Source organism: Sphingobacterium puteale (assembly GCF_050986225.1).
In the GTDB taxonomy this organism is placed as follows: Bacteria; Bacteroidota; Bacteroidia; order Sphingobacteriales; family Sphingobacteriaceae; genus Sphingobacterium; species Sphingobacterium puteale.
This window is the reverse complement of the sequence record NZ_CP158959.1, coordinates 5,483,872-5,499,732: the sequence shown is the minus strand read 5'-3', so window position 1 is coordinate 5,499,732 and position 15,861 is coordinate 5,483,872. Positions and strand designations below refer to the sequence as shown.

12 protein-coding genes and 1 tRNA gene are annotated in these 15,861 nt (G+C 38.5%); 7 read left to right on the top strand and 6 right to left on the bottom strand.

Annotated elements, in window-relative coordinates; genetic code table 11:
* Window positions 1–15: 15 nt before the first annotated feature.
* Both ABTV71_RS23090 and ABTV71_RS23085 read right to left on the bottom strand, forming a co-directional pair.
* Window positions 16–318 (bottom strand): winged helix-turn-helix domain-containing protein, encoded by a 303-nt coding sequence (locus ABTV71_RS23090; RefSeq protein ID WP_121125847.1) that lies wholly within the window; start codon window positions 316–318, stop codon window positions 16–18.
* Window positions 315–926, bottom strand: coding sequence for a hypothetical protein (locus ABTV71_RS23085; protein ID WP_433901242.1), 612 nt, complete (start codon window positions 924–926; stop codon window positions 315–317). Before ABTV71_RS23085 ends, ABTV71_RS23090 begins: the two co-directional genes overlap by 4 nt.
* A 149-nt stretch (window positions 927–1,075) precedes the next feature.
* Here ABTV71_RS23085 and ABTV71_RS23080 point away from each other — a divergent pair.
* Both ABTV71_RS23080 and ABTV71_RS23075 read left to right on the top strand, forming a co-directional pair.
* Window positions 1,076–1,157: transfer RNA gene (locus ABTV71_RS23080), tRNA-Leu, on the top strand.
* A 68-nt stretch (window positions 1,158–1,225) separates the two neighbouring features.
* Window positions 1,226–2,551, top strand: a complete 1,326-nt coding sequence (locus tag ABTV71_RS23075; RefSeq protein WP_433901241.1) for a trigger factor — start codon at window positions 1,226–1,228, stop codon at window positions 2,549–2,551.
* A gap of 198 nt (window positions 2,552–2,749) precedes the next feature.
* Here the strand turns inward: ABTV71_RS23075 and ABTV71_RS23070 are convergent, their stop codons facing one another.
* Entirely contained in the window at window positions 2,750–7,093 is a 4,344-nt protein-coding gene (locus tag ABTV71_RS23070; RefSeq protein WP_433901240.1) for a translocation/assembly module TamB domain-containing protein, read from the bottom strand.
* A gap of 94 nt (window positions 7,094–7,187) precedes the next feature.
* On the opposite strand from ABTV71_RS23070, the gene tsaD reads away from it, so the two are divergent.
* Complete coding sequence (gene tsaD / locus ABTV71_RS23065) at window positions 7,188–8,189, top strand: tRNA (adenosine(37)-N6)-threonylcarbamoyltransferase complex transferase subunit TsaD (RefSeq protein WP_121125843.1); 1,002 nt, start codon at window positions 7,188–7,190, stop codon at window positions 8,187–8,189.
* Window positions 8,190–8,240: 51 nt separating this feature from the next.
* Here tsaD and ABTV71_RS23060 read toward each other — a convergent pair whose 3' ends face one another.
* Entirely contained in the window at window positions 8,241–9,062 is an 822-nt protein-coding gene (locus ABTV71_RS23060; protein ID WP_121125842.1) for a hypothetical protein, read from the bottom strand.
* 72 nt (window positions 9,063–9,134) lie between these two features.
* Here ABTV71_RS23060 and ABTV71_RS23055 point away from each other — a divergent pair, with 72 nt between their 5' ends.
* Both ABTV71_RS23055 and ABTV71_RS23050 read left to right on the top strand, forming a co-directional pair.
* Entirely contained in the window at window positions 9,135–10,043 is a 909-nt protein-coding gene (locus ABTV71_RS23055) for an energy transducer TonB (RefSeq protein WP_433901239.1), read from the top strand.
* 128 nt (window positions 10,044–10,171) lie between these two features.
* On the top strand, window positions 10,172–10,678 hold the full coding sequence (locus ABTV71_RS23050) for a hypothetical protein (RefSeq protein ID WP_433901238.1): 507 nt from the start codon (window positions 10,172–10,174) through the stop codon (window positions 10,676–10,678).
* 113 nt (window positions 10,679–10,791) lie between these two features.
* Here ABTV71_RS23050 and ABTV71_RS23045 read toward each other — a convergent pair whose 3' ends face one another.
* Both ABTV71_RS23045 and aspS read right to left on the bottom strand, forming a co-directional pair.
* On the bottom strand, window positions 10,792–12,183 hold the full coding sequence (locus tag ABTV71_RS23045) for a LutB/LldF family L-lactate oxidation iron-sulfur protein (RefSeq protein WP_121125839.1): 1,392 nt from the start codon (window positions 12,181–12,183) through the stop codon (window positions 10,792–10,794).
* A 96-nt stretch (window positions 12,184–12,279) separates the two neighbouring features.
* On the bottom strand, window positions 12,280–14,031 hold the full coding sequence (gene aspS / locus ABTV71_RS23040) for an aspartate--tRNA ligase (protein WP_433901237.1): 1,752 nt from the start codon (window positions 14,029–14,031) through the stop codon (window positions 12,280–12,282).
* A gap of 433 nt (window positions 14,032–14,464) precedes the next feature.
* Between aspS and mraZ the strand changes: the two genes are divergently transcribed.
* The gene (gene mraZ / locus ABTV71_RS23035; RefSeq protein WP_121125837.1) at window positions 14,465–14,926 is read left to right on the top strand and encodes a division/cell wall cluster transcriptional repressor MraZ; all 462 of its coding nucleotides are present in this window, start codon (window positions 14,465–14,467) and stop codon (window positions 14,924–14,926) included.
* Window positions 14,927–14,930: 4 nt separating this feature from the next.
* Window positions 14,931–15,845 (top strand): 16S rRNA (cytosine(1402)-N(4))-methyltransferase RsmH, encoded by a 915-nt coding sequence (gene rsmH / locus ABTV71_RS23030; protein ID WP_121125836.1) that lies wholly within the window; start codon window positions 14,931–14,933, stop codon window positions 15,843–15,845.
* Window positions 15,846–15,861: the final 16 nt, after the last annotated feature.

Here is a 15,861-nt window from a genome sequence, read left to right as displayed (position 1 = left end):
AAATAGATAAAAAAATTATTTGTATTGTTGTTTTATTAAATTTTCTAATGCGATGAGATGATTTTCAAAAGCTTTTAATCCTTTTGGTGTTCTTTTATATCTGGTATTGGGTTTGCGATCAACAAAACTTTTTTCCACGACAATATATTCTTCTTTCTCCAATGTTTTGAGGTTTGAAGCGAGATTGCCATCCGTTACATCTAATAATTCTTTGAGTGAATTGAAGTCGTATTCTTCATTCGCTGCAAGAACGCTCATAATCTGTAAGCGGACTCTGTTTTCAAATACTTTGTCATATAAAGAAAGGTCTAATTTCACGATTCGTACTTTTTGTAAACGATAAAACCATAGATGATATGTAACACACCAAATCCCAATCCCCATAACATCAATCCGTGGTCGGGAAGACACAATGCCAGTACCCCCAAGCATATTTCCAGTATACCTAACCATCTCACCTCAGGGAAGGTATAAATGCTGCCGGCAGTTAAAGCCAAGCCATAGAAAACAAGCAGCATTCCGGCAATCAAATGATAATAACCCTGAGAAAGCAGAATTAAAGCTAATACACCCCCGGTTACCAATGGAATTGAAACTGCAAATAAAAGAGATTTGCTTGTAATGTTCCAAATAGATTGTCTACTTTTCTTCGCTTTCCTACGCGCCATGAGCCATCCGGTCAGTAATGAAAGCACAAGAATGACAATAGCAAGTATTAAAAAGATGTTTAATAGCGTAAAATTATCCCTTAGTCGATTCATCGAGGTTTCATGACTAGTGCTGATATAATAACCTAGTAAGGTACCCAATAATGCGTAAAAGCCAATGAGTACACCTGACAATCCGCTTATAGAAACAAATTTGGAAGATTTTTCCATCAATGATCTAATTTGTCCAAGCTCTTTAAATAAATCTTTCTGTTCCATAAAAGTACTTTGATATTCAAAGTAAATGAATAATAATGAATTATACAAGCGAGGAATAGGATATTGAAAAAAAATAAAAAAAAGAGTATAAAATACTTGCAAGATATAGGTTTGGTTTCTATCTTTGTGGCATCAAAAGAAATCCTAATGCGGAAGTGGCGTAATTGGTAGCCGCACCAGACTTAGGATCTGGCGCCGCAAGGCGTGGGGGTTCGAGTCCCTTCTTCCGCACTTGATGTCCTCCCGAACTTAAAACCTCGGGAGGATTTTTTTATGAATGCGATATAGCTAAAAAGAGTATGAATATTTCACACGAGAATGTAGATGCAATCAATGCGGTAATCAACGTCGCATTAGCACCTGAAGATTATAATCCTCAAGTCGACAAAGAGATTAAAGCGCAAGCTAAAAAGGCAAAATTACCAGGTTTCCGTCCAGGTCAAGTTCCTGTAGGACATATCAGACGTACCTATGGTAAATCTATCTTATTTGATGAGATCAATAAATTAGTGAACGATAAAATCACGAATTATATTTCAGAAAATAAATTAGAAGTTTTGGGTCAGCCACTTCCTTTAGAAGAAGACGCGCAATATAACTGGGATTATAAAGATAATTTCAATTTTAAATATGAGATTGGTTTAGCTCCCGCTTTTGATTTGCCTTTTACAGCTGAGACTGAGTTTGCTGTTTACGATATCAAAGCCGATCAAGAGACGTTGGCGGATCGTATCAAAAACTTACGTCGTAGCTATGGAAAGATGACTAATCCTGAAGTATCAGAAGAAGGTGATGTATTGTATGCTACCTTAAAACAAGATAAAGAGGAAGGTCTTGAAAAAACAACTTCCATCCGCACGGATATCGTTGAAGATGCAAAAATCAAAAAGTCTTTGGTAGGACTTAAAAAAGACGATACTGTTAAAATCGATGTTAAGAAAGCTTTCAAAACTGAAGATTTAGCACGTATTTTAGGTATTACTGAAGAAGAAGCGACAGCTTTGGATGTAACTAAATTTGAGTTGACTGTTAAAAACATCAACCGTTTAGAAGAAGCTGATCTTAATCAGGAGTTTTTCGATAAATTATTTGCTGAAGGTGAAGTAACCGAAGAAGCTCAATTTACGGAGAAAGTCAAAGAAGAAGTGGAAAACTTATTCAAGCAAAATTCTGATCAAAAATTACGTAATGATATGTATACTTTTGGTATGGAAAAAGTAGACGTTACTTTTCCTGAGGAGTTCTTGAAAAGATGGTTGAAAGCTACTAACCCTAGCATTTCTGATGAAGAGCTTAACGAAGGTTTTGCTGATTTCTTGAACAACTTGAAATGGACAATCATTGAAAATCGTGTCGTTACTGAAAACGGTCTTGAAGTTAAATATGATGAAGTGATCAATTTAGCGAAAGAACGTATCTACGCACAAATTAAAATGTACAATATCAACGAAGAGCCTTCTGATGAGCAATTGAATCAATTCGCAATTCAATTGTTGCAAGACAGAGAGCAAGGTAACCGTTTGTTTGAAGAAGCTAAAGCTTTAAAAGTATTTGATCACTTAAAAGGTGTGGTGAAATTAAACAGCAGTGATATCGAATATAAGGAATTCGAAAAATTGGCGTAAGCAATTTTAAACACAAAAAAAGGCTTCCAAATATCTTGGAAGCCTTTTTTTGTGTCGTAGATCGCTTTTGTTTTATTGTTTTGGATCTCAATTGAATTTGATTAATGGGGTGCGGTATTCTGTCAACCACTCACATACTTTGTCGTTAATAGTAAACAGTCCAGGATTTGTCACTACTTATATTTTAATTCTCTGCTGTTAGTTTGGCTGGCTTTTCTTTATCTCTGTTTGTGCGGGAACAATGCTGTTATTTTTCTTTCCTAAAGGAAACAGCCGCTTTATAAATTCGGAGAACGAGTTAAATTCTTGCCGATATAATAGTCCAAAAGCGCTGATGTATTCCCCATCATTTGGGCTAAGAAGAAAATTTCTTGTATTTAAACGGTTTGATGCCCGAAGGACGAGACGACCGTCTTTGCGTAAATAAAACATTGCTTCTGCATCAGTGGAGACACGGTCTGAGAATACATTCAAGTCAGTTAGGGCCTGACTTCGACGATCTGAAATACCGCCAGTAAGAACCAGTCTGTCATTAAACAAACGAAGCGAAGCGGATGCATCATTCAGTGACTTGATATTGATGTCAAAGAAGTTGATATTGAGTGATTGCGCGATAATATTATTGATTTGATTAAAAGCAATTTCGGTTCCTGCAGATAGTAATGTGTTATTCACCTCTTTTCCAAAATCACTTTGTGTGCCCGGAGTGAAGCTACGCCTGACAATCAAACTAAGTGCTTGCTGGTTAACATTATTGGCATCAGAAAAATATCCCTGCAACTCATCCTTTACCCCCGGGTTTTGCGGGAAATTGATGTCAAATGTAATGTCTGGCTGACTCAATTGTCCTTTTAAAATCATATCTGCCTGCGCTAATACACGCTCGGGGTTTTCCTCCCTTCCCGCAGCATTATAGAGTGGTGCTAAGCTTGTTCTTTGTTGGTAAATTGCATTGATATTAATATTTGCCTCAGCCGGGTTACCCGCCCATCGCACCGTACCACCTTCCTTTAAATCAAAAATTTTGTTGATGTAATCCTGTGCTGTGAAATTGAACTTCCCGCTGTTAATGATAAAGTCACCGAACATTTCAAAATCTCCAAGCGAAGATATCCGCATATTGAGGTTACTATTTCCCTTTCCGGATAATTCTCCCATACTAGAAAAAAGGTTGATTTCAGCATTTGGTGTGATCAGCAGATCCATGTTCATTGTTAGACCGTCAAAATCGCGTTTCTTTTGATTTTTCTTGATTTTGGTGGAATCTTTTTCAATGAAATAGATAAAATCGCTATCCGAGATTGTACTGGCGCTATTAAAGGGTATATTGATGACGGTATTTTCTTCTGACTTAGCACGTATATTGATATTCATTGCAGATGTCAGACCCTTGAACTGGAAATTTCCGGAGGCATATGCGGTACCATAATAGATGTTGTTATCTTTTATGGTTGTGTTCAATACCATGAAATTTTTTGCTTCAGCAGTTACATCTATATCAGGATCACTTAGCTTATTGAGGTCAACAACGCCGTCGATTGTAGCCACATTATTTTTCTGATCATATATTTTGAGCCCCGTAAGGAATATCCTATTATTGGTCACATTAATTTCATCGGAAAGGCGATAAGGCGTCTTTAGGTAATTGATAATCATTGACGCATTGTCAAGCTTTCCAGTTCCGCTAATTTTAGGATTTAGGATATCGCCTGCAATCGCTAAGTCTGCATTTACTTTGCCCTTAATATTCGACACCAAGCTTCGTAGAAACGGTTGAAAAATGAATACGTCTGTATTTACTAAAGTAGCTTTAAGGTCGAGCTTATTACTTTCGCTTAAATGATTGTAAGATCCGGTGAGCTGAATTAGTTTATCACCTTCTTCTATTTTACTGTCGAGTTTGACGAGCTGGTTCTCCGGATCGTAATTGGCACTGAGTGCTAATGCGCCAATTGGGATATTGTTGTAAAGGATAGGAGAGGTCGTAATATTGGCGACGACAAATGGGGATTTAAAAACCGAGTTAACTTCGATCTTTCCATTTAGGTTGCCTGATAAATTAATCCCGTGGGGCTTCGTAATCCCATTTAGGGAGGTGAGATTGAAGTCCTGGAATTTTAAATTGATTTGATCTGAAATGTCATTTGACAGGATGCCATCTATATGTACTTTTTGCTCTGCATGACTTAACGTGAGTTTCTCGAAATACCATTTTCCCTTTGAAATTTTCAATTGTGCGTCGTTATTTACAAGCCATTGTTCTTTATTTATCAGTATATTAGATGGATAGAAATTGATGAAGGCTGGCTTCGCATGTGCAAATCGGATAACACCATTTAGATCTAAACTATTGCTTGCTTCCAATTCTGACATCTTAATGTTGAACTGTAAGCTGTCATTGACCAAGGTGTTTGAAATATTAACATTCTTGATATATGTACTATCGGTAAAATTGATCTGATCTATGGACGTTTGTAACTCCATATTGTTTAAATTGGCGTTTTGGTCGATAATCAGATGGGTGAGACGAATACCGTTATATTTGAATTCAGGGGCATAAAAATTAAAATTTGCAGTTTGCTTCTCGCTGGCAAATTTGGCATTCAACGTTGCCCCGCTATCCAGAGAAATATCTTTTCTAAAGAATGTCGCAATGGGTCTGAATGATTTAATATTGACATTAAGGTCAAAATCCTGACGATTGAACGCGCTCTTTTCAAACCCTATTGCCGGCGCGTAGCGCATGGCGAGTGCTTTAAAATAAGGAACGATCGTATTTAGATCTATTCTCCCTTTGAGATCTATATGCCCAATAGCAGATTGCAGTGTAAGCGAACGCGCCTCTTGATCTCCTTCTGCAAGGAAATTAATATTTTTAATCGCAAATTTACCTTTGGAAGAAGTGAAACTTACACTGTCAGATTTAAATTCCCCGGTAATGTCATTGATGTTGTCTCCAATTAAGCTCGTGTGGAATTTAGTGTCAATAATATTGATCGAGTCTCCTTGGAAGAAATTGAGTTTTTTTAAATTAGCCTGTTGGATATCCGCATCCAGGTGATAGTCGGGACGGCTAGACCAATCTATGTCCGTTGTGAACTGTAATCTGAGATTTGGGTCGTATATTGCTCCTGAACCAAGAAATAATTGTTTGTCTATGTTTCCATTGACTCGTATTTGCTGATAGGTGTATTTTTTAAAATTGAAATTAGTTAGATTACCGGTTATATTGAGCTTTAGGTGCTTGGGATCGGTGCCTATTCCATCAAGCTGTAGATCGAAGCCCGAACTTCCAAGATCTTTTACTTTTGTTATTTTACCAAGATCAAATGTCGGTGACTGAAACTTACCAGCGTATTTTATTTCTTCCCTTAGATCCATTCTTCCGTCTGCTGTGATATCGCCGATAGCTGTGGCAAAGGTTCCTTTTGTTTTAAAGTTATTATATTGCCCATTTAGACTCCCTTTGAACGCGAATTTATTGAATAAGGTTACTACTTCAGGAAGTTTGAAGTTCTTTAAATGGCCAAGCTCTCGGATAACATTTTCCAGATCGCGATATTCGGAGGCAATCAAAATATTTGGAACAATAAACTCTGTTTTGTCAATGTCAGGTAGACCGATAATTCTGAGATTACCCGCTAATTTCGTATTTTTCCCGATGGTCAGATCTACCTGTGAAGCATTGATAGCTGAAACGGTACCTTCCAGATCGGATTTTTTAATCTTTACATCAAACTCGACCTGGTGCATGGGCGAAGAAAAGAAAGCGATATCTTCAGAGTGTATGCGCGAATCGCGCGCCTGTATCCTTACATTGACTTTGTTAATAAAGTCCGAAAAATCCGAAAAATTAGTATAGCTTAATTTTAAATAATTCTTGAATGTGGAACGGTTGGTTGTAAGCATAAGGTCAATCAGTTCAATGCTTTTCGCGCTGACTGAGGCATGGGCTAGGAGCCCTTTGATCACCAAACCTTTTTTCTCGTAAAGATTGAATGTTTTGATATCCGCTGAGATTTGATTGGAATCAATTTTTATATTCTTAAAATGTGCATTGAACTTGGATATACCCAGATCGCCAAAGTCCACAACTTTATTGTAGTGTTTTTGTTTGTGATTAACGTAGTTAAGGGAATTATTATTTATGATGAGTTCTTTAATATCAAAAATTATTTTTTTTGAGCTTTTCTTCTTTTCCTTTTTCGGTGGGTTGAAATACCGGATTAGAAATGAGATGTTGCTGCTGTCCTTAAATTGTTCGAAATTACTTTCCGTATTCTCAATTTTCAATTTGTTGATGACTACTTTATTTAATTCTATCAGTTGCGATAGATTGACACTGGCTTCAATTTTTTCGGACTTTATGATTTTTTTGCCTTCCGGTGTATAGATTTCGAATCCTTCTATGACAAGGGATTTGAAGGGTTTAAAATAGATGTTTTTTAAATTGATTTTGGTGTCGAGCTCGTTGGATAAATAGTTGACAGCCTTTTGTGCAACAAAGTTTTGTACGGGCTTTAGCTGTAGCGATAATGCCATTGCAAGCAGTATAATGAATATACTACCTAGGACTATTGATATTATTTTAATTATTTTTTTGATACTTTTGTATTCTAATTTATTACCTCTAGCTATGGCTATTATTTTAGGAATTGAATCTTCTTGTGATGAAACTTCCGCTTCTATTTGTATTAACGGTGAAATTCATTCAAATGTTATTGCTACTCAGGCAATCCACGCAAAATATGGTGGAGTTGTTCCCGAGTTAGCTTCACGTGCCCATCAACAAAACATTATTCCTACGGTGGACGAAGCCATTCGTCAAGCAAAAATAAGCAAAAATCAAATAGATGCAGTGAGTTTTACACGTGGACCCGGATTATTGGGCGCTCTTTTGGTTGGAACTTCTTTTGCTAAATCATTTGCGCTTGCACAGCATGTGCCGTTAATAGATATAAATCACATGCAGGCGCATATTTTGGCCCATTTTATTGAAGAACCAAAGCCAAATTTTCCTTTTTTGTGCCTTACCGTTTCGGGAGGGCATACACAAATTGTCTTGGTAAAAGATTACTTTGAAATGGAGTTATTGGGCGAGACGCTTGACGATGCGGCAGGGGAGGCCTTTGATAAAACAGCTAAGGTTTTGAATCTCCCTTACCCCGGTGGACCGCTTATTGATAAATTTGCAAAAGAGGGTGATCCCAGTTCCTACAAATTACCTGAACCGCAGATACCTGGACTCAATTTTAGTTTTTCCGGATTGAAGACAGCGATCCTTTACCTTGTTCAAGATCAGCTAAAATTGAATCCTGATTTCTTGACAGAAAATATGGCAGATTTATGTGCCAGTGTGCAATCCCGCATTGTTTCTATCTTATTGAACAAATTGAAGAAGGCCGCGAAACAAACTGGGGTAAAGGATATTGCCATTGCGGGTGGTGTTTCGGCAAATTCTGGACTCAGAAAGGGATTGGTCGAAATGGGAGAGCAATATCATTGGAATGTTTTTATCCCAAAATTTGAATATTGTACAGATAATGCAGCAATGATTGCCATCGCTGGATATTATAAATATCTGAAAGGAGAGTTTGTTGGGCAGGATGTCGCTCCGATGGCAAGGATGCATCTTTAGAATAAAGTATTGTTCCTCTAATGGATGTGATTAACGGAACAATACTCTATTTTATAAGGGTGAGCTATAGCCATAGGCTTGCGCAGCTGAGCTAAATTTATCTTTCTTGGGTTGATAGAAATTTAATTCATAACCTTCAGCACCCCAAAAGATGCTCACAAAACTAACACCTATTTCCGATCGCAATACGGTGAGAATCTGAAAAGCCTCATTATCAAACTGTCCACCATCATCGACTCGCCAAGTACTAATGTCATCGTAAGTGGCCGGAAAATCCAGGTTAATCAGCTGGTCTTCTTTTGCATAAGAGAATACGGCTAGCGCCGAGTCCTGCTGATTTTCAAAAACTGTTAGATTGAATTCAGCTTTGTCTTTCAGTATAGCAATGGTTGTACTTTTATTTATTTTCCTATTGTATTTTTTTTCAAGTTTTTCTTTAATTTCCGGACTTGTTTCATGCTGAACTTTTGTAAAAGGTTCAATTTTATATTCATTCACGAACGACTGATTGACGAGCATTCCGAAATCGCCCGACTTAATTTCATTTTTTATCGTAAATAATGAACCTTCACTATTTGCAAAGTTCTGGGCTGTTTGTCTGCCATTACTCTCTTTATTATCCGTTTTGTTCTGTATAAATTCCAGCGGGCTAACTTGATTTTCGATAATGACATAATTGTATTTTTCGGGACTTTCCATCGCCTGATCCATCGGAAGTGCAATTAATGAATCTTTCTGTTGATTCAAAAAGCCAAAATAAGGTGAAATTATCTGTTTTTTATTTTCACTCTTAACCGATGGTTTGGATTGGTTCTGACTGTTGTCACAACCGTATAATGTTAGTAGAAGAATAGCTAAAAAAAGTGATTTCATAAGAGTGTGCAAAAATTTTATGAAATATAAGGGTTTCGCGCATCATAATGAAAAGATTTAAGCTTTAATGTTATGATGAACTCAAAATTGAATATCTATCGCAAAGAATGGCTGGATGTTATCTTTGCAGGCCGCAACAAGATGTATGGTGCTTATGAATTGCGGAATTTGTCAAATAGAGCTACGAATGTGGGGCTGGCCATCGTTGTTTCTTTCGCGTTCCTTTTGATTGCGGTATCTTATGGGTATAATAACTATTTTAAGAAAGATATACCTGTAAAAATTGTTACGTTTGACGATTTAACACCTGATGATCTCCATGAAATCCAGAAAGAGGCGGAGAAAAAAGAAGAGGTGAAAGAAGAACCTATTTTAATGCAGGAGAAAGCACCGCAACAGATAGCACAGGATCTTTCGAAGTTTGATTTGGTGCGTATGCCCGAGCCGAAGATCACAAAAGCAAGTAAAGTGACAGAGGATGTTGTTACGCAGGATGAGCTGAATAAACCCAATACGATGACTGCTCGTATTACATTAAAGGCGAATGCTGCCGGGACACATATTGCACGAGGTGAATTTGGTTCGTCTAAAAAGGATGGCGGAATTACCGGACATACAAAGGGGACTGTGTCAGGAGGGGGAACAGATGGAAATGCTGACCAACCTTTTGTTACGGTGGAAATCATGCCCACTCCGGTGGGCGGGCTGCCAGCTTTTATGAAGTGGGTTTCAGAAAATTATAGTTTTCCGCAGTCAGCTTTGGATCAAGGAGTATCGGGCGTAATCGAAGTCTCTTTTGTTGTGGAGCGGGACGGATCCTTGACTGATATTGCTGTAAAACGCGATATGAAGTTCGGGACAGGGGAGGCCGCGATCAACCTGTTGAAAAAGGCGAGAAAGTGGAAGCCTGGTGTTCAGAATGGACGTGCAGTGCGGGTGGCTTATACATTACCTATCCGTTTAAGCGCAGTATCCCAATAATATCTTTCTTAACTTTATTTAACAGATCGCGTTTTAAACTTTTGGTGGTCAAGAGCACTCTTATAGATAAATAGGTTGAAAAGATGGCCTATTAAATTGATAGATTGTTGATTTATAAAAATAGAGAGATGAAAAAATTGATGTTAAGTTTGGCGTTATCCGGATTAATGTTAACAGGTTTCGCACAGGAGAAAGAGGATCTTAAATCAGATACCAATGAAATGAGTGCACTAATAAACAAGCATTCGAAAGATAGAAAGCATGATGGCTTAAAAAATAAAAACCCTGAAGAATTGGCTAAGATCAAAACAGATCGCATGGACCAAAAATTGAAGTTTACAGATCAACAACGGGAAGAGGTATATGCATTTCATTTGAAGCAAGCACAGGATCATAAAAAAATAGCAGCAGAGCGTAAATTGTATCGCGAAAAAATGAGAAGACAACGTGCTGCTGATCATAAAAAAATGATGGCTTTATTGACTCCGGAGCAACAAAAGACATTGAAGGATTCTTACGCTGAGAACCATAAAATGCACAAAGAGCATTGGAGAAAGGATCGAAAAATGCGGAAAGGAGATTTTCAGAAAGGTGTGAACGAGAAAGCAGTTGACGCTGAAGCGAAAACAACATAAGGTTAATAAATAGAATAGTTTTCATATTAATAATTGGTGAGTGTTAGTTGAAAGGGGGATCATAGATCCCCTTTTCTATGTTGATATCAATCAAGTTTGCACACCACCTAGCTTTATGAATCTTTATTTTTTTGCTGTTCCTTCCATTGTTTGGAAAAGGATTTTTCCGCTAGTTTCGGTAGCTCCCGTTGTTCGCCCCAGGTTTTCTTAAAAAACTTTCTGAGGAAAAAGTTCTTGAATTTTCCGCCAAAAAAATCAATTAGTTTTCGGCGTTGTATTCCGTATGTGAACCAGCTCCAGACTTTTTGTTCTGTTTTCGTCGATAAGCCCTGTTCTACCGAATCCTTTCGGTTAACAAGAAGCATGCGTTGAATATCAATCCCTACAGGACACACTTCAGTACATTTACCACAGAGGGTGGATGCATAGCTTAAATGCTTAAACTCCTTCATCCCATTTAAATGAGGTGAAATTAAAGACCCAATTGGTCCCTGATAAGTTGTTTCATACGTATGGCCGCCGATATTTTGATAAATAGGACAGACATTTAAACAAGCTCCACAGCGGATACAATACAGCCCCTGACGTTGTTCTTTCTGCGCAAGGAGATTACTGCGTCCATTGTCAAGCAGGATAACATACATTTCTTCGGGGCCATCAGATTCATAAGACTGTTTTGGTCCTGTGAGTAGTGTGTTATAAACTGTTAAGTTTTGACCCGTACCATGAGTGGATAAAAGTGGCCAAAATACTTCCAGATCCTGTAGCGAGGGGATGATTTTCTCTATACCTACCACAGCAATATGTGTTTTTGGAAAAGTAGAGGTCAGACGCGCATTACCTTCGTTTTCTGTAATTGATATACTCCCTGTTTCAGCGACTAAAAAATTAGCTCCTGTAATACCTACTTCTGCTGCTAAATATTTGTCTCTTAACAATTCGCGAGCTTTCAGTGTCAACTGTTCTGCGGATGCATCTAAAGGAGTATCAAATTTTTCATGAAAAAGCTTAGCGATGTCTTCCAGGCTTAAATGCATAGCAGGTGTGACAAAATGGTAGGGTTTCTGGTCTAGGAGCTGAATAATATATTCTCCAAGATCAGTCTCAATGGCTTCTATGTTTTTGGATTCCAGAAATTGATTTAATTCAATTTCTTCCGTAGCCATAGATTTAGATTTTACAATCGACCGTGTCCTTTTTCGTTCGATTATTTTATAAATCTCCTCCCGTGCTTCGTCGGCATCATTAGCCCAGATTACCTTTCCGCCACGCGCCGTGAAATTTGCCTCAAATTGTAATAGATATCGATCGAGATTTTCCATTACTTTCCATTTGATCAAATTTGCTTTGGTTTTGGAGTTCTCGAGGTCCGCAAATTTGCTTTTCCCTTTTTCGAAAGCAATATTGTATTTGTCGATATTGTAATTGATAATATCGCGATGTTTGGTGTCAAATGCTTTCTGTGCACTTTCCTTTAAAAACGTATTCGCCGTACTCTCTGACATCTAATCTGCTGATTTTTCACGAAAAAAGTTGGTCGTTTCCTACCAACTTTTAAATATAGTGTTAATAAATTGTTTCTCGAAAAGCGAGCTTGAAATTTATTCTTTTATATTAATATTTAAGCTCAATTCATCCAATTGTTCTTGGTGAATAGTTGATGGAGCATCAATCATGATATCTCTTCCGGAGTTGTTTTTTGGAAAGGCAATCACGTCACGGATGGTATCTAAGCCGGCTAATAGCGAGACAAGTCTGTCAAAGCCAAACGCTAAACCTCCGTGTGGAGGAGCGCCATAGGTGAATGCTTCCATCAAGAAACCAAATTGTTTCTGTGCTTCTTCAGGACTAAATCCAAGGTGTTTAAACATAAGGGATTGCAGCTCTCTGTCATGAATACGGATAGACCCACCGCCCACTTCAACACCATTTAAGACAAAGTCATAAGCGTTTGCTCTCACTTCGCCAGGATTAGTGTCCAATAATGGAATATCTTCTGGTTTTGGTGAAGTAAAGGGGTGGTGCATCGCATGATACCGGGCACTGTCCTCGTCCCATTCCAATAGCGGGAAGTCAATGACCCATAGGGGAGCAAAAGTGTCTTTGTTGCGAAGACCGAGTTGCGAAGCAACTTCTAGACGTAGTTCGTTTAACTGCTTACGAACTTTATCCTTGCCGCCAGCCATAATTAATAATAGATCGCCTGGTTTCGCGTGGAACTTGTCTGCAATCGTCATTAACTGCTCTGGCGAGAAAAACTTGTCTACCGAAGATTTCACTGAGCCATCTTCGTTGACACGTGCATATACTAAGCCTGTCGCCCCGATTTGCGGACGTTTAATGAAGTCTGTTAAAGCGTCCAGTTGTTTTCTGGTGTAATGTGCACAATTTTCTGCATTAATACCAACAACCAGCTCCGCTGCATCAAATACAGGGAAGCCTTTTTCTTTTGCAACGTCATTTAATTCGACAAACTGCATTCCGAAACGAATGTCAGGTTTGTCTGATCCATAGAGACGCATCGCATCTGCATAAGTCATACGTGGTACAGATCCAAGGTCTATACCTTTGATGGTTTTAAAGATATGTTTGGCAAGTCCTTCGAAAATATTCAGCACGTCTTCCTGTTCCACAAATGACATTTCGCAGTCAATTTGGGTAAACTCGGGTTGACGGTCAGCACGTAGATCCTCATCGCGAAAACATTTGACAATTTGAAAATAGCGATCAAAACCTGATACCATCAATAACTGTTTGAATGTTTGTGGCGATTGAGGTAATGCATAAAATTCACCAGAATTCATGCGGGAAGGGACTACAAAATCTCTAGCACCTTCAGGAGTTGATTTAATTAAATATGGTGTTTCAACTTCTAAAAAATGCTGAGAGTCAAGATAACGGCGCACTTCCTGTGAAGTTCTGTGTCTCAAAATAAGATTTTCGCGTACTGGATTACGACGTAAATCCAGGTATCTGAATTTCATGCGGATATCATCACCACCATCCGTTTCATCTTCTATCGTAAATGGAGGTAACTTTGCTGCATTTAATATTTCAAGGTTTGAAACCTTGATTTCAATATCTCCGGTGGATATTTTAGAATTCTTATTGGAGCGCTCAATAACCTCTCCGGTTACTTTTATGACATATTCTCTTCCCAGTTCAAGGGCACTCGCGCGTAAAGTCGCATCATCGTCTGCATTGAACGTTAATTGTGTGATACCATATCGGTCTCTAACATCGATGAAAGTCATGCCGCCCAAATCGCGGGATTTTTGAACCCATCCACTTAGGGTAACCGTTTTCCCTAAGTCAGCCAATGTTAATTCTCCACAAGTGTGTGTTCTGTGCATATCTTAATTAAAATAAAATTTATGCAAAATTATTGGTTTTACTCGACAATAACGAATTCTACAGTTCTTATTTCAGCTCGGTTCTCCCACTTTCAACCACGCTTTCAATTTTTCATTTTCCAGAGCTCCACTTTCTCCCATTTTTTTGTAAAAATGAACCAAAATTAAGTTTCCAGAGAGGAAATTTTTACAATTCCTTTCCTATTTGCGGAAAAAAAATCGAAAAATATATGCCATTGTTTTGAGGATATACTTGAATGAAAAGCGTGTTTAACTGCTTGTAAATAAGGTTTTATGTGTTGTATGGAAAATGGATAGTATTTTTTCTTGTAGCGATTTTTCGATGTGGAAAACTTTTTTATGTTGCAAAGTGGGGGAAAGTGGGAGAAAGTGTATACTTTTACATTTAAATTAGAATAGGATAGTTGACTACATGACTCAATTAATCGGAGAATTCGAATGCAAGCTAGACGCCAAAGGAAGGATGGTGTTGCCGGCTGCGCTCAAGAGGCAGATGCCTCATGTTGAGCGCGATGGGCTTGTTGTGAATCGCGGTTTTGAGAAACATTTAGTTTTTTATCCACGCGAAGAGTGGGATTTGATGACAGCCAAACTGGCGAAGTTAAATCAATTTGATCCAAAGGTGCGGGCATTTGTGCGTGCGTTTACGCGTGGTGCAACTGAGTTGACATTGGATGCAGCGGGGCGTGTGTTGTTGCCAAAAAGTTTATTGGAATTTGCGGGCATAACAACGGAGCTGGTCTTGGCCTGTCAGTTTAATAAAATTGAAGTTTGGTCTAAAGAGGGGTATGATGATTTGATGGGAGATGGCGGAGTGGACGATATATCGTCTTTAGCGGCCGAGGTAATGGGGGATATTAATTTTGGAATATAGTAATATGGAGAATGTTTATCATGTTCCGGTCATGTTGCAAGAATGCATGGATGCTTTGGCGATTAAGCCAAATGGCGTTTATGTGGATGTAACTTTCGGTGGTGGTGGTCACTCTCGTGAAATACTGAGGAGACTGGGGCCGGAGGGAAAGCTATTTGCCTTTGATCAGGATCCAGATGCTTTGGGAAATGTGATTGATGATCCTCGTTTTACGTTGATTCATCAGAATTTCAGGTTTTTAAAAAATAGTCTCCGTTTGTACGGCGTGCGTACGGTGGACGGGATTTTGGCAGACCTGGGGGTTTCGTCGCATCAATTTGATGCAGCGGATCGCGGTTTCTCCATTCGCTTTGATGCCGATTTGGATATGCGTATGGATCAGGTGGGGGACTTGGATGCAAAAGCGGTATTGGCCACTTATGCAGAAGAAGATCTGCATCGGATTTTCGGGATGTATGGCGAAATCATGAATGCAAAGTCGCTGGCGAAAACAATTGTGACGGCGCGTTTGGTTCAGCCGATACATACTGTTGCTGGATTAAAGGAAGTTATTCAACGGATGGTTCCGAAAGGGAAAGAACATAAATATCATGCGCAGGTTTTTCAGGCGTTGCGCATCGAGGTTAACCGTGAGCTTGAGGCTTTGCAGGAATTTTTATTGCAAACTGTTGATATGTTGAAAAGCGAGGGGAGATTAGTGGTGATGTCTTATCACTCTTTAGAGGACCGTTTGGTGAAAAATTTTATGGCCAAAGGGAAGTTTAAAGGTGACGTCGAGAAAGACTTTTTTGGAAATGAAATCAAACCGTTCCATGTTTTAAGTCGTAAAGCTATTACGGCGTCGTCACAGGAATTGGCTGAAAATAATAGATCGCGCAGTGCGAAACTGCGTATTGCTGAAAGGTTGGATTTGTCTTAAAAAATGGAGCGAAAAG

Bases quoted from the DNA above. Each gene is read 5' to 3' on its own strand.
- ABTV71_RS23085 (WP_433901242.1), bottom strand. From the start codon at position 926: ATGGAACAGAAAGATTTATTTAAAGAGCTTGGACAAATTAGATCATTG.
- ABTV71_RS23075 (WP_433901241.1), top strand. From the start codon at position 1,226: ATGAATATTTCACACGAGAATGTAGATGCAATCAATGCGGTAATCAAC.
- ABTV71_RS23070 (WP_433901240.1), bottom strand. From the start codon at position 7,093: ATGGCATTATCGCTACAGCTAAAGCCCGTACAAAACTTTGTTGCACAA.
- tsaD (WP_121125843.1), top strand. From the start codon at position 7,188: ATGGCTATTATTTTAGGAATTGAATCTTCTTGTGATGAAACTTCCGCT.
- ABTV71_RS23060 (WP_121125842.1), bottom strand. From the start codon at position 9,062: ATGAAATCACTTTTTTTAGCTATTCTTCTACTAACATTATACGGTTGT.
- ABTV71_RS23055 (WP_433901239.1), top strand. From the start codon at position 9,135: ATGATGAACTCAAAATTGAATATCTATCGCAAAGAATGGCTGGATGTT.
- ABTV71_RS23050 (WP_433901238.1), top strand. From the start codon at position 10,172: ATGAAAAAATTGATGTTAAGTTTGGCGTTATCCGGATTAATGTTAACA.
- ABTV71_RS23045 (WP_121125839.1), bottom strand. From the start codon at position 12,183: ATGTCAGAGAGTACGGCGAATACGTTTTTAAAGGAAAGTGCACAGAAA.
- aspS (WP_433901237.1), bottom strand. From the start codon at position 14,031: ATGCACAGAACACACACTTGTGGAGAATTAACATTGGCTGACTTAGGG.
- mraZ (WP_121125837.1), top strand. From the start codon at position 14,465: ATGACTCAATTAATCGGAGAATTCGAATGCAAGCTAGACGCCAAAGGA.
- rsmH (WP_121125836.1), top strand. From the start codon at position 14,931: ATGGAGAATGTTTATCATGTTCCGGTCATGTTGCAAGAATGCATGGAT.